This is a genomic window from Magnetospirillum sp. 15-1, from assembly GCF_900184795.1.
Classification (GTDB): domain Bacteria; phylum Pseudomonadota; class Alphaproteobacteria; order Rhodospirillales; family Magnetospirillaceae; genus Phaeospirillum.
This window is the reverse complement of sequence record NZ_FXXN01000024.1, coordinates 41,724-54,881: the sequence shown is the minus strand read 5'-3', so window position 1 is coordinate 54,881 and position 13,158 is coordinate 41,724. Positions and strand designations below refer to the sequence as shown.

The window sequence follows — 13,158 nt, the reverse complement described above, 5'->3', positions numbered from 1 at the left end:
CTCCGGGCTACTCCGCCGCCGAGAGATGGAGGGGAGCCCTGTTGTTCAGCTTGCTGAAGTCCCAGTTGCCCTCCTGCTGGACGATCAGGGATTCGAAATCCGGGTCGCCGAACGGACCTGCCGGGATGGCACCCAGATCGGGGCGGCGCGGAATGTCGTGGACGATGGGAACCAGCGTGCCGCGATACATGCTGACGGCCTCGCCCGACTGGCGGCCGCCGAAGCGCTTCCAGAAGTTGACCGTCTCCAGCCGGGCGCGGCCGGCGGCGATGCGGAAGCCTTTCTGGCGGGCTAGTTCCAGGGCGGCGCGGGCCAGCGAGGCCAGCACCTGGTAGGAACGGTAGCGCTTGCGGATGCCGACCCGCTCGAGGAGGGCGAAATCGGCGAACCAACGCACCCGGATGACGCCGGCCGGATCGCCGTCCACGAAGGCGATCAGGTGAGTGGCGACATAATCGTTGCCATTGAATTCGTCGAAATAGGTGATGTTGTCTTCTTCGGCGAGGAAGACCGCAGCGCGAATGGCCATGGCCATCGCGAACTCGTCCGGGGTCCGGGCGATCTTCACGGTAACCGACGCACTGGGTACCTTGCTACCGTTGCGGATCTCTGTCGTCATCGGTGCGCCTCCATGCAAGAAATTCGATGGGGGCTATCTTGCAGGGATGCACGGTGTTACGGTATGCCGTGTAATGTGAATACCGAGCAGTGGCGTGAAGGAGGCCATGGGTCAGTTTCGCCTGCATGACTGGAATGATGTCCGGTTGATCATCGCCTGTGCCGAGCACCGCAGCTTCGCTGCGGCGGCTACCGCTATGGGGATCGACCAGACCACGGTCAGCCGGCGGATCGCCAATATGGAGGCCGCCATCGGGCGGCCGCTGTTCACCCGGCGCAGGTCGGGGGCGACGCCGACCCCGGCGGGTGAAGCGCTGTTGGAGCGGGCGCGGGCCATGGCGGCCTTGGCCGACGACTTCGAAGGCGCCATGCAGGGCCTGACCAGTTTTCAGACGCCCAAGGTCACGGTGGCGGCCAGCGAGGGATTGCTGACCTATACCCTGATCCCCGCCCTGATGGGCCAGGACAAGCATGAATTGCCGCTGGACCGGCGTCTGGTGACGACACACATGCCCAAACTGGCTTTCACCACCGCTTCGGGAAAGGCCGACATTTCGGTCATGGCGACCTCGCCGGGCGATCTGCCCAGGGTTTCGGGCGCCGTGCATGTCCGCCGGGTCGGGACCATGAATTTCGTTCCGGTGGCCAGTCGGGATTTTCTGCACGAGATGCGGGGCGTTTCCAGCTTCGACGATCTGGCCGAATTGCCGCTGCTCGATATCGGCATCTATCGCGCCATCCGGGGGCTGGATGCCTGGAACGGCCTGGTGGCGGGCAAGCAGGACGGGGACGTGACCGTGGCCTCCAACACGCCCAAGCTTCAGCGTCCCTTGCTGGGCGGAGAGGGGATTTCGATTCTCCCGGATTATTCAACTCTCTACGAGCATCGTCTGGCGGCCGTCGACGTGGAGGTGCCGTCCATGGCGGTCTCCCTGTGGCTGGTGTCCCATGAAGACACCCTGCGCGAGCCGTCGGTACGCGAATTATACGATCTGCTGGCCGGGATGTTCACCGCATCGGCGTGGTACCGCGAGAAATGAGCAGGGTGCGGCGCGGATAGGGTGTCTGAATACTCTGGTATTCAGCTGCATACTAAAAAAGGTTGCGTTTAGGCGCGCGTTGGCTAGAATGCGAACAGGTTTCTCACTCAATTAGGGGTATTGTTTTGGCGAAGCGAAATGTATCGACCAGGGGGCGGCTGGAGAGCGGTGCCCCCAACCCGGTGGATGTTCATGTGGGTGGCCGCATGCGTCTGCGGCGGACGCTGTTGGGCATGAGCCAGGAAAAGCTGGGCGAGGCCATCGGGCTGACCTTCCAGCAGGTGCAGAAGTACGAGCGCGGCGCCAACCGCATCGGCGCGTCGCGCCTGTTCGACCTGTCGCGCGTCCTGGACGTGCCGGTGTCCTATTTCTTCGATGACATGGCCGATCAGGTCCAGGCCCAGAGCCCGGTGAACATCATCAAGGGTTCGGTCGGGCTGTCCGAGGAGCCGGCGACGTTCGAAGCCGATCCCATGACCAAGCGCGAGACGCTGGAACTGGTCCGCGCCTACTACAACATCACCGACCCTCAGGTTCGCAAGCGGGTGTACGAACTGGCCAAGGCCCTGGCCGCCGTCGCCGGCGCCGAATAATATCGGCTGTCGCGAGTGAGAATTACGGCCGGGGCTCTGCCCCGGCCGTGTTCGTTTGGGCTTCATTTCCCACATGGGTGGAGTGGGTTCTTGTCAATCGTCGCGCCCCGCGCCATTCTCGCCACGAGATATCCTCCGCCACCCGAGATGCAAGCCGCCGCCTCATGGATGATTCCCAAGATTTTCCCGAGATGATGGACACCCATCAGGTGGCCCGTTACCTGCGCGTCAAGGAGCGTAAGGTCTACGAGCTGCTGAAGGAGCGGCGCATCCCCTGTACCCGGGTGACCGGAAAGTGGCTGTTTCCCAAGGGGGAGATCGACGCTTGGCTGAAGCGCAACAGCGCCTCGCCCTCCGACGCTCCCCGGCAGGGTCCGGTCCCCATGGTGGTGGCCGGCAGCCACGATCCCCTGCTGGAATGGTGCCTGCGCGAGGTGGGCGGCGGTCTGGCCGTGCTGCCCGGTTCTTCCATGGACGGGCTGCGGCAACTGGCCATGGGTGAAGCCGCGGCGGCCGGAATCCATCTGCTGGATACCGAGAGCGGCACCTACAATCTGCCCCAAGTCCAGGAAATGCTGGCCGAGCGCAACGTGGTGCTGATCGAATGGGCCTGGCGTCAGCAGGGGCTGGTGGTGGCTTCGGGCAATCCGCTGGGCCTCGGCTCGCTGGCCGATCTGGTGGCGGCCAAGGCCCGCGTCGTGCTGCGCCAGGAAGGGGCGGGAAGCCGCCTGCTGCTCGACCGTCTGCTGGCCGAAGCGGGCATCGCGGCCGAATCCCTGACCACGGCGCAGGTGCCGGTGCGCAGCGAGACCGATGTGGGGCTGGCCATCCTGGAAGGCGCTGCCGATGCCGGGCTGGCGGTGGCCTCGGTCGCCAAGAGCCTGAAACTGGGTTTCGTGCCGCTGCACCGCGAGCGCTTCGATCTGGCCATCGACCGCCGTGCCTATTTCGAGCCGCCCATTCAGGCGCTGCTGGCTTTCGTGCGTACCAACGAGTTCGCCCGCCGGGTGGAAACCCTGGGCGGCTATGATGTTTCCGGAATCGGTTCCATTCGCTGGAACGGCTGAGCGTCCGCCGCAGCCTCCTGCACGGCGCGCAACAGCCGTGACGAGCGCGGCACGCCGCGCGGCCGGACGTTGTCCCACCAGCGCATCAGGGCGCCGCAGCCGGGGGTCAGTTCCTCGGCGACGCCGCCGGTGAACTCGCGCCACCGGTCCAGCAACGGCACTTCCACCGAGGTCAGCAGCGGAATGCCCCGGCTGACGGCGGCCGCGATCTCGTCCACCATGCCGTGTCCCTGGGATTCCAGCTTACCGAACTTGTTGACGACCAGCAGGTCGATCTCGTTTTCCATGGCCCGGCGCAGGACGGAACTGGCCTCGGCCACCGCCTGGGTGTCGACCCGGCAGCAGGTGGAACCGCTGCCCAGGTTCTGGCTGATGCGGAATTCCTGGCCGTTCTCCAGATCCACCAGGGTCATGGTGCAGGCGCAATCGCCGGAAGACGCGGAATTGCGCTGGACCAGCCCGCGTACCAGGAACCCCTGGCCTTGCAGGATACGGGCGAAGCCTTCCATGGAATCCGGCACGCTGGCATCCGGCGGTCTTACGATGACGCCGATTTTCAGCGATGACACGATGTCGTCTTCGGCCATGGGTCTCTAGATGCTCCCAATGGTTCCCTCATCGGGTGTAACACGGTCGGATGGATTATGACATCTGGCTTGCGGAATAGGTCAAAAACGCGAAAAGTTTGGTTGTCGTCAGGCTTTCTCCCTTGTGGTGGCCGGGGCGCCATTGAACAATGGTCCGGGGCAGGGAAGGAGAACGGCGTGTCCATGTGGTCGAAACCGACGAGGTCGGGTGGCGGGGTGGGACGCGGCTGAATGCAGTCCGGCCCGCCAGGCAAGGCTTCCAATGACGGCATCGTGACCCTTGCGGTCACCGAGCGGCGGCGGATTTTTGATCTGGTGATCCGCTACGGGGCGGCGGCGGTCGTGCTGTGGACGGTGCTGCTGGGCATTTCGCTGTGGTGGAATGTCAGCCGGCAGCAGGCGACGACCCTCGACCTTGCCCTGAATACCGCCCGTTCGGCCTTCAACAAGGATTTGGCCTATCGCCGCTGGGCGTCGGACCATGGCGGCGTCTATGTGGAGCCCACCGAGAAGACTCCGCCCAGTCCATGGATGTCCCATCTGCCCGACCGCGATCTTGTCGCCAATGACGGGCGGCTGCTGACCCTGATGAACCCGGCCTACATGCTGCGCGAGATGATGGCCGATTACGGCGAGGATTACGGCATCAAGGGCCGCATCGTCGGTATCGTCACCCTCAATCCCAACAATGAGGCCGATCCCTGGGAGGCCGAGGCCATCCGCCAGTTCGACACCGGGCGGATATCGGAGAAGCTGGAGGTCTCCGCCATCGGCGGCAAGCCGCACCTGCGGCTGATCAAGCCGTTCATGATGGAGGAGAGTTGCCAGAAGTGCCACGGCCACCTGGGCTTTCCCAACGGCTCGGTGCGCGGCGCCGTCGGCGTGTCCGTTCCCCTGGAGCCCTATCTGGAGGTGGAGCGTCATGCCATTCGCGCCCTGGCCGTCACCCACGGCGGGTTCTGGCTGGTGGGGGTGGCCGGTATCGGTCTGATCGGCCGCCGTACGACCCGGCGGCTGATGGAGAAGGCGCTGGCCGGCGAGGAAACCCGTCTCGCCACCCATGTATTCCGCAACGCCCTGGAAGCCACCCTGATCACCGATCCCCGTGGGCGGATTCTGCGGGTCAATCCCATGTTCACCGAGTTGACGGGGTATGGCGAGGCCGAAGTGATCGGCGGTAATCCCCGTATCATCCGCTCCAACCACCACGATGCCGATTTCTACAAGGAGATGTGGCAGGCCATTTATCGCGACGGCCGCTGGCAAGGCGAAATATGGAACCGCCGCAAGGACGGTCAGGTCTTCGTCGCCTGGGAAACCATCGTGGCGGTCTATGACGAGGCCGGCGCCATCCGCTATTTCATCGGCAGCTTCAGCGACATCACCGAAAAGGTCGAAGCCCAGCGCCATATCCTGCGCCTGGCCCATTACGACGTGCTGACCGATCTGCCCAACCGCGCGCTGTTCCAGGACCGGCTGGAGCGTGCCGTGGTTCACGCCCTGCGCCACGACCGGCAGGCGGCCCTGCTGTTCCTCGACCTGGACGGCTTCAAGAAGGTCAACGACACCATGGGGCATCGGGCCGGCGACGACCTGCTGAAGGAAGTGGCCGTCCGCCTGCGCGGCTGCGTGCGCATGACCGACACCATCGCCCGGCTGGGCGGCGACGAGTTCACGGTGATCCTGGACGAGATTTCCTCGGCCGGCGACGCCGCCCTGGTCGGAGAGAAGATACTGGCGGCCTTGCAGGCTCCGGTCGCTATCGACGGCCGCGAGGTGTTCATCGGAACCAGTATCGGCATCAGCCTGTTCCCCACCGACGGGCGGAGCGGTGAGGAATTGCTGAAGCATGCCGATACCGCCATGTACCAGGCCAAGGCGGCGGGCAAGGGGCGCTTCAACTTCTATTCCGCCGAGATGACCAAGCGCGAGGAACATCGCCTGGAGCTGGAAATGGCACTGCGTCAGGCGGTGGAGGAGGGGCAATTCCAGGTTCACTACCAGCCCCAGAAGAACCTCGCCGCCAACCGGGTGACGGGATTCGAGGCCCTGGTCCGCTGGCAGCACCCCCGTCTCGGCATGATTCCACCGCTGGATTTCATCCCCCTGGCCGAAGAGATGCATCTGATCGGACGCATCGATCTGTTCGTCATGCGTCAGGCTTGCCGCCAGGGGCGGATCTGGCGGGACCAGGGCCACGATATCTCCATGGCCGTTAACCTTTCCGGGGTTAATTTCTCCGGGGATGACCTGCCGGATCAGGTCAGGCGGGTGCTGGAGGAAACCGGCTTTCCCGCCGGTCACCTGGAACTGGAGATCACCGAAAGCTTCGTCATCGACCTTGAAGTGGATCAGCGCGAGGTGCTGCAGCGGCTGCGCGCCCTGGGGGTCAATCTCGCCATCGACGATTTCGGCACCGGCTATTCCTCGCTCAGCTATCTCAAGCGCCTGCCGGTCAACACCTTGAAGATCGACCGCTCGTTCGTCCGCGACATCGCGCGGGATTCGCGCGACATGATGCTGGTTTCGAGCATCATCGGCATCGCCCACTCCCTGGGGCTCAAGGTGGTGGCGGAGGGAATCGAGGACCTGGAGCAGATCACCATCCTGGAAACCCAGGAATGCGATGAGATTCAGGGGTACCTGATCGCCCGTCCCATGCCGGCCGAGCTGGCCGACATCTTCATGACCGGAGTACAGGCCAGTGATGCCGCCGTCCCCCGCTGACGCCCATCCCGAGTTCCGCGAGGCGTTCAGGGTCTGGGTCCGGGTCGGCCTGCTCAGCTTCGGCGGGCCGGCCGGGCAGATCGCCACCATGCACCGTATCCTGGTGGAGGAGAGGAAATGGGTCAGCGAGACCCGCTTTCTTCATGCGCTGAATTTCTGCATGCTGCTGCCGGGGCCGGAAGCCCAGCAATTGGCCACCTATATCGGCTGGCTGCTGCATCGCACGCTCGGCGGTATCGTCGCCGGCACCTTGTTCATCCTGCCGGGGTTCGTGGTGATGATGGGGCTGGCGGCGCTGTATGCCGGCTTTCATCAGGTTCCCCTGGTGGACGGGCTGTTCTACGGCATCAAGCCGGCGGTGCTCGCCGTGGTGATCGAGGCGGTGCTGCGCATCGGCCGCCGGGCGTTACGCTCGGCCGAGAAGCTGGGCATCGCCGTTCTGGCCTTTCTCGGCATCTTCCTGCTGGACCTGCCGTTTCCGCTGATCGTTCTGGCGGCCGGACTCTGGGGCTACATGGCGGCTCGGGCCGGGCGGGCGGCCTTTCTGCCGGCCGGCGACGGCGCCCAGGCCGAGGCCGGGGGCGCCGCCGACCGTGCCATCGGGCAAGGGGCGGAACACACCCTTCCGGACCGGCGGCGGACCATCCGGACGGCGGCCGTCTGTCTGGTGCTGTGGCTGGTTCCGGTGGCGGCCTCCATGGCCTGGGGCCAGGGGGCGTTCGGGTCCATCGGCCTGTTCTTTTCCAAGATGGCGGTGGTGACCTTCGGCGGCGCCTACGCGGTGCTGGCCTATGTGGCGCAGCAGGCGGTGGAGGTTTACGGCTGGCTGGGGCCGGCCGAGATGCTGGACGGCCTGGGACTGGCCGAGACCACGCCGGGGCCGCTGATCCTGGTCAACCAGTTCGTCGGCTTCCTGGCCGGGTTTCGCCATCCCGGCACTCTCGGCCCCTGGATGGGGGGAGTGCTGGGGGCGACGCTGACCGTCTGGGTGACCTTCCTGCCCTGCTTCCTGTGGATTCTGGCCGGGGCGCCCTATGTGGAGGTTCTGCGCGGCTATAAGGCGCTGTCCGGCGCCCTGGCGGCCATCACCGCCGCCGTGGTGGGGGTGATCTTCAATCTCGGCCTGTGGTTCGCCCTGCACGTGCTGTTCGGCCGGGTAGACGAGATGCGGACCGGGCCGCTGCGCCTCTTCGTCCCCGAGATGGCGACGCTCGACCCGGCGGCCCTGGCCCTGGCCGTCATGGCGGCCGTCGCCATGCTGCGTCTTAGGGTCGGCATGCTGCCCACCCTGGCGGCGGCCGGGCTGTCCGGCATCGTCTGGAAGCTATTTCTTTTTCCGTAGGGCGACGGCGGGTTCCAGCTCCTGGGCGGTCAGGCCGCGTCCCAACTGGTGTTCCAGATGGGGCAGGAGCTGGGGAAAGAACTTGAGCGGGGCCAGCAGCTTGATGGCATTGGCGGTTCCGGCGCCATCGATGCTCTCGTCGCCGGCGTCGCGGCGGCAGCGCTGCAGCACGGACGCCACCAGCCAGTCGTCCCAGTCGTCCTGGTCGTAGCCCTGGGGCGGCGCCACGCCGGCGAAACGCTTCAGCAATTCCATCAATTCGGAGCGCGACATCTGCGCCACCGTCTTGTCTTTTCCGCTCATCCCCGACGACTCGCCACTGTATTTTCCCCTAGCGATCCTACTCTACCGTATCGGCGAGAGGAAAGCGTTTCACTCAGTGATCCGGCTTCCCACGGTCCAGCGGCGCATCAGCGCCCAGGCCAGCAGCGCCGACAGGGCCGACAGGGCTGCCATGACCAGGAATGAGCCGCCCCCCAGGCTTTCATACAGCCGGCCGCTGAACGGGGTGATCAGGCCGGGGGCCAGTCCCACCGCGATGGCGGCGAAGATTCCCTGGGTGCGGGCCGACAGGCCTTGGGGAACGACGCGGGCGATGAAGTGGATGGCGCCCAGATGGGCGCAGCCGAAGGTGGCGGCGTGCAGCAGCTGGGCCAGGGCCACCAGGGGCAGATAGGCGGTGGAGCCCAGCACCAGCCAGCGCACGGTCCCGGCCATGGCGGCGGCCAGCAGCAGGGCGGCGGGGCCGAAACGGGCCACCACCCGGTTGCTCATGGCGAACAGGATGATCTCGGCCACCACGCCTTCCGACCACAACAGGCCGATGACCATGTCGGACAGGCCGGCCGCCTTCCAGTGGATGGTGGCGAAGGTGTAGTAGACGGTATGGGCCATCTGGTTGAGCGCCGTGGTTCCCAGGAACAGCAGGAACAGCGGATGGAGCAGCACCGGCCGCAGCGAGGGCGGCTTGTCCTCGTGCCGGGCGACCTTGAGATCGGGCAGGCCAAGGCACGAGGCGGCGGTCAGCAGCAGCGCCGCCGCCATCAGCCAGGGCAGCACCGCTATCGGCCAGGATTCCAGCGCCTTGCCCAGCAGGGTGGCGGCGACGATGAAGGCCAGCGATCCCCACAGCCTGGCCCGGCCGTAATCCAGTCCGTGCCGGCCGACGACCATCATGGCCAGGGTGTCGCCCAGCGGCACCAGCCCGGTGAAGGGGAAGATGGCGATGACGCTCAGAACCAGGATGGGCAGGAATCCGTCCATCAGCGGGAACAGCAGCCAGATCAGCCCGGCGGCCAGGGCAAGGCGGATCATCAGCCGCCGGCGTTCGCCGCCGTGGTCGGCCAGATGGCCGATCACCGGGCTGGCCAGGATGCGGGTGAAATAGCCGGCGGCGGCCACCCAGCCGATCTCGGAGGCCGACAGCCCCCGGCTTTGCAGCCACAGCGGCCAGAAGGGAATGTGGATGCCCACCGCCACGAACAGGGCGGCGTAATAGGTTCCCAGCCGCAAGGCGGCGGATTGGGGACTCATGCCGACAGCCGGGCCGCCAGGGTGATGCCGCGATCAGCCAGGGACAGGGCACAGGCGTCGGAGGCGAGGAACCGCCACTCCACCTCGCGCTGGTCGGTCAGCCATTCGCAGGCGCGCAAGGCGTCGTCCACCTGTCCCGGATGGCACATCACCAGGGTTCCAGGCCCCGGCGCATGGGTGAAGACGCGGAACAACTCGCCATAGGGGACCTTGCCCGAGAAGTCGTAGACCCCCCGGAACGACCGGTTGTGGGGAATGCCCTCGGCCCGCATCCTCTGGCGCAATCCGATTCCCAGCAGGGCGATGATGGTGGCGCGGATGGGATCGACGCCGCGCCGGACGATGGCGAGCGGGTTCTCCCAGCACGAGCGCACCCAGCCGCCGCGCGGCTTCAGGCGGCGGCGCCACAGGTCCACCACCACGTCGCGGACGATGGGCAACTGGTGGACATGGTGATGGCCGTCAAGGAAGTCGGGGGGGCGGCCCATATGGGCCTCGAAGGCATCCACCTGGCGTTCCAGCTCGGCGGCGATCTCGGCCTTGTCCAGGCGGCGCAGCACCGAGCGCTTGACCATGGCGCCGATGGAGGGCAGCCGTCCCTCGGGGGCCAGCGAAGGCATGGCACCCAGCGGCCGGTGATCGGTGAGCGTCAGGTGCACGCCGAATCCTGCCCGACCCTCCAGCGGCTTCAGCTTCTCGGCTTCGTCCGGCCAATAGGCCGAGCCGGTCATGCAGCCGGTGGCCTGCAGGCGGCCCTGCTCGATCAGGGCGCGGATGGCGATGCCTAATCCCGGGGCCAGACCATAATCGTCGGCGCAAAGGGTGACGGCGGCTTTTTCGTGGGTCATGGGCGGCAGGATAGAGCGCGGGCGTCGCCGGTTCAAGCCGATGGCAGGTCGATGGTGAAGCGGGCGCCGCCCAGGGCCGAGGTGCCGACGTCCAGGCCGCCGCCATGATCGCGGATGATGCCGTAGGAGATCCACAGGCCCAGCCCGGTTCCCTTACCCACCGGTTTGGTGGTGAAGAAGGGGTCGAAGACCTTGGTGACGACGTCGGGAGGGATGCCGGGACCGTTGTCCTCGATGGTCAGCATGGCCTTGCCGCCTTCCACCTTGCCGGTTATGGCCACGCGGCCGCCGAGGCGTCCGGCCACCGCATCCAGGGCATTCTCGATCAGGTTGACGATCACCTGATGCAACTGGCCGGGAGTGCCGCGCACCCCCAGGCTGTCGGGCAGGTCCAGATCAATGGCGGCCACCCCCTTCTTGCCCGAGCCCGACCACTGCACCGCCTTGGCCACCACCTCGCCCAGGTCGAACACCTCGGGCTTGGCCCCGGCCGAAAAGGACAGGCGTTTCAGGCTGCGCACGATGTCGGCCACCCGCTGGGCACCCTCGGCGGTCCCCTCCATCAGGCCGGGCAGGTCGGCCAGGGTGGCGTCGATGCGCAGCTCGGCCCGCAGGTTTTCCCGCTCGGCCTCGTCGCAGCCGGCATGGATGGCGTCCAGATAGGCGGCGATGCGTGCCGAGTACTTGGACAGGGCATGGACGTTGCCGTAGACGAAGCTGATGGGGTTGTTCAGCTCGTGCGCCACCCCGGCGATCAGGCGGCCGAGCGAGGCCATCTTTTCCTGCTGGATCAATTGGGCCTGGGCGGTCTTCAGGGCTTCGTAAGCGCGGCGCAGCTCGCCCACCGGACGGCCCGTCAGCACGATGCCGGCCGGCAATCCGCGATGATCGAGGCGGGTGGCGCAAGACAGCGCCACGGGATCGGTCAGCCCGCCGTCATGGGAACGGAACCGCACCTCGCGGTCGCGGCTTTCGACGGAATCGATCCAGCTGAACAGACGCAGATTGCCGGTGCCCGCGGCCAGCAATTCATCCAGGGGGCGTTCGAACAGGTCCGCCTCGGCGAAGCCGGTCAATTGGATGAAGGCCAGGTTGACCTGCTGGATACGGCCGTTCTGGTCGCAGACGATCAGGATGTCCGACACCGCCGACAGTACGGAATTGATGAAGCGCTGGGCCTCTTCCAGGGCGGTGTTCTTCTCCTCCAGCTCCACCTCGTAGGAGATCAGGTCGGAATAGACCTCCTCCATCTTGCGGATGACCTCGATCCAGGCGGTTTCCTGGGCGCTCGCCATGTCGGGGTCGTAGCCGCCGGCGAAGTCGTAGGCCGAGGAGGGGCGGGGATCGCTGTAGCCGGTCATCACTCCTCCCGTTCCAGGCCGTAGCGGCGCAGCTTGGCGCGCAGGCCGACGCGGGACAGGCCGGTCTCCTCTGCCACCCGGGTGATGTTCCAGCGGTGCCGCGCCAGGGATTCGCCCAGCAGCCGGGCCTCCAGCGCCTCCACCTGCTCCTTGAGCGAGGAGGGCTCGCCGTGGTCGGCCAGGGCGCGTCCGGCCGGGCAGACCCGGGCCCTGAGGCGGGGACTGAGCAGATCGGGGCCCAGCACTCCGTCCTCGGCCAGGGCGACCATGCGCTGGATTTCGTTTTGCAGTTCGCGCACATTGCCCGGCCAGTCATAGCCGCGCATCTGCGCCATGGCATCGGGACCGAAGCGCAGATTGGGCCGCCCGAAGCCCCTGGCGGTGTCGTTCAGCAGCCGTTCGGCCAGCAGCGGCACGTCCATGGGCCGTTCGCGCAGCGGCGGCAGGTGGATGGGGAAGGCGGCCAGACGGTAGAACAGGTCGCGGCGGAAGTGCTTTTCCCGCACCTCCTCCTCCAGATTGCGGTTGGTGGCGGCGATGACGCGCACGTCCACCTTGCGGGTCAGACGCGCCCCCAGCGGGCGGATTTCGCCTTCCTGCAGCACGCGCAGCAGCTTGACCTGGAAGGCAGGCGAGGTCTCGCCGATCTCGTCCAGGAAGATGGTGCCGCCCGAGGCCTGCTCGAACAGGCCGATGCGGTCCTCGTAGGCGCCGGTGAAGGCGCCCTTCTTGCAGCCGAACAGTTCGGATTCCAGCAACTGGTCGGGCAGGGCGCCGCAATTCTCCACCACGAAGGGCTTGTTGCCGCGCGGGCTGTTGTAGTGGATGGCGCGGGCCAGCAATTCCTTGCCGGTACCCGATTCGCCGGTGATCAGCACGGAGATGTCGAAGGACGACACCTTGCGCCCCATCTCGATCACCTGGGCGAGCGGCGAATCGGGGGCGTGGATGATGCCGTCGAAATGGTGCTGGCGCCTGAGCGTGCCGGTCTTGCGGGCGATGGATTTCTGCAGCGCCGCCTGGGGGACCTTGAGGTCCAGGCTGGCCTGGGCGCTTTCCCGCTGCAGGTCGTAAAGCCTGAGCGCGCCGTGCAGGGTCTGCACCAGTTCGTCCGGTTCCCACGGCTTGGTGATGTACTGGTAGATGCCGGCCTCGTTGACCCCGGCGATGATGTCCTCGGCCTCGGAATAGCCCGAGATGATCATGCGCACCGGATCGGGCCAGCGATCCCGCACCGTCTTGAGGAAGTCCACCCCCTGGACGCCCGGCATGCGCTGGTCGCACAGGATGGCGTGGACCATTTCCTGCTCCAGCAGGCCTTCGGCCTCTTCCGCCGTCGAGGCGGTCAGTACCCGGAACTCGTCGGACAGCACCCGGCGTAAGGCTTCCTGCGACTGCTTCTCGTCGTCCACCACCAGAATGATCGGCAGGCTGGTCATTCC

The 13,158-nt window shown here is 66.3% G+C and carries 12 protein-coding genes; 5 read left to right on the top strand and 7 right to left on the bottom strand.

The features are described from left to right. Window positions 1-7: 7 nt before the first annotated feature. A complete protein-coding gene (locus CP958_RS11440; protein ID WP_096702093.1) occupies window positions 8-619 on the bottom strand; it encodes a GNAT family N-acetyltransferase in 612 nt (203 codons plus the stop codon). A 106-nt stretch (window positions 620-725) separates the two neighbouring features. Between CP958_RS11440 and CP958_RS11435 the strand changes: the two genes are divergently transcribed. From CP958_RS11435 to CP958_RS11425, 3 genes are all read left to right on the top strand, one after another. After that, window positions 726-1,658, top strand: coding sequence for a LysR family transcriptional regulator (locus tag CP958_RS11435; protein ID WP_096702362.1), 933 nt, complete (start codon window positions 726-728; stop codon window positions 1,656-1,658). Window positions 1,659-1,783: 125 nt separating this feature from the next. Continuing rightward, window positions 1,784-2,251: a helix-turn-helix transcriptional regulator gene (locus CP958_RS11430; RefSeq protein ID WP_096702092.1), complete on the top strand. Its 468-nt coding sequence runs from the start codon at window positions 1,784-1,786 to the stop codon at window positions 2,249-2,251. Between the two features lie 164 nt (window positions 2,252-2,415). Further along, complete coding sequence (locus CP958_RS11425; protein ID WP_096702091.1) at window positions 2,416-3,318, top strand: helix-turn-helix transcriptional regulator; 903 nt, start codon at window positions 2,416-2,418, stop codon at window positions 3,316-3,318. Here the strand turns inward: CP958_RS11425 and CP958_RS11420 are convergent. Then, window positions 3,276-3,905: a DUF2478 domain-containing protein gene (locus CP958_RS11420; protein ID WP_096702090.1), complete on the bottom strand. Its 630-nt coding sequence runs from the start codon at window positions 3,903-3,905 to the stop codon at window positions 3,276-3,278. The genes CP958_RS11425 and CP958_RS11420 overlap by 43 nt on opposite strands. Window positions 3,906-4,136: 231 nt before the next feature. Here CP958_RS11420 and CP958_RS11415 point away from each other — a divergent pair, with 231 nt between their 5' ends. Together CP958_RS11415 and chrA are read left to right on the top strand one after the other, a co-directional pair. After that, complete coding sequence (locus CP958_RS11415; protein ID WP_096702089.1) at window positions 4,137-6,632, top strand: EAL domain-containing protein; 2,496 nt, start codon at window positions 4,137-4,139, stop codon at window positions 6,630-6,632. Further along, complete coding sequence (gene chrA, locus CP958_RS11410) at window positions 6,613-7,974, top strand: chromate efflux transporter (RefSeq protein ID WP_096702088.1); 1,362 nt, start codon at window positions 6,613-6,615, stop codon at window positions 7,972-7,974. Before CP958_RS11415 ends, chrA begins: the two co-directional genes overlap by 20 nt. On the opposite strand, the gene CP958_RS11405 is transcribed toward chrA, so the two are convergent. The 5 genes from CP958_RS11405 to CP958_RS11385 form a co-directional block, all read right to left on the bottom strand. Beyond that, window positions 7,957-8,277, bottom strand: coding sequence for an acyltransferase (locus CP958_RS11405; RefSeq protein ID WP_242442855.1), 321 nt, complete (start codon window positions 8,275-8,277; stop codon window positions 7,957-7,959). The genes chrA and CP958_RS11405 overlap by 18 nt on opposite strands. A gap of 69 nt (window positions 8,278-8,346) precedes the next feature. Further along, entirely contained in the window at window positions 8,347-9,507 is a 1,161-nt protein-coding gene (locus tag CP958_RS11400; protein ID WP_096702087.1) for an MFS transporter, read from the bottom strand. Then, on the bottom strand, window positions 9,504-10,355 hold the full coding sequence (locus CP958_RS11395) for a ChbG/HpnK family deacetylase (protein WP_096702086.1): 852 nt from the start codon (window positions 10,353-10,355) through the stop codon (window positions 9,504-9,506). Before CP958_RS11395 ends, CP958_RS11400 begins: the two co-directional genes overlap by 4 nt. 32 nt (window positions 10,356-10,387) lie before the next feature. Continuing rightward, window positions 10,388-11,716, bottom strand: coding sequence for an ATP-binding protein (locus tag CP958_RS11390; RefSeq protein WP_096702085.1), 1,329 nt, complete (start codon window positions 11,714-11,716; stop codon window positions 10,388-10,390). Then, window positions 11,716-13,155 (bottom strand): sigma-54 dependent transcriptional regulator, encoded by a 1,440-nt coding sequence (locus CP958_RS11385; RefSeq protein ID WP_096702084.1) that lies wholly within the window; start codon window positions 13,153-13,155, stop codon window positions 11,716-11,718. Before CP958_RS11385 ends, CP958_RS11390 begins: the two co-directional genes overlap by 1 nt. Window positions 13,156-13,158: the final 3 nt, after the last annotated feature.

Coding starts and splice junctions, on each gene's coding strand:
- CP958_RS11440 (WP_096702093.1), bottom strand. CDS start 619: ATGACGACAGAGATCCGCAACGGTAGCAAGGTACCCAGTGCGTCGGTT.
- CP958_RS11435 (WP_096702362.1), top strand. CDS start 726: ATGGGTCAGTTTCGCCTGCATGACTGGAATGATGTCCGGTTGATCATC.
- CP958_RS11425 (WP_096702091.1), top strand. CDS start 2,416: ATGGATGATTCCCAAGATTTTCCCGAGATGATGGACACCCATCAGGTG.
- CP958_RS11420 (WP_096702090.1), bottom strand. CDS start 3,905: ATGGCCGAAGACGACATCGTGTCATCGCTGAAAATCGGCGTCATCGTA.
- CP958_RS11415 (WP_096702089.1), top strand. CDS start 4,137: ATGCAGTCCGGCCCGCCAGGCAAGGCTTCCAATGACGGCATCGTGACC.
- chrA (WP_096702088.1), top strand. CDS start 6,613: ATGCCGCCGTCCCCCGCTGACGCCCATCCCGAGTTCCGCGAGGCGTTC.
- CP958_RS11405 (WP_242442855.1), bottom strand. CDS start 8,277: ATGAGCGGAAAAGACAAGACGGTGGCGCAGATGTCGCGCTCCGAATTG.
- CP958_RS11400 (WP_096702087.1), bottom strand. CDS start 9,507: ATGAGTCCCCAATCCGCCGCCTTGCGGCTGGGAACCTATTACGCCGCC.
- CP958_RS11395 (WP_096702086.1), bottom strand. CDS start 10,355: ATGACCCACGAAAAAGCCGCCGTCACCCTTTGCGCCGACGATTATGGT.
- CP958_RS11390 (WP_096702085.1), bottom strand. CDS start 11,716: ATGACCGGCTACAGCGATCCCCGCCCCTCCTCGGCCTACGACTTCGCC.
- CP958_RS11385 (WP_096702084.1), bottom strand. CDS start 13,155: ATGACCAGCCTGCCGATCATTCTGGTGGTGGACGACGAGAAGCAGTCG.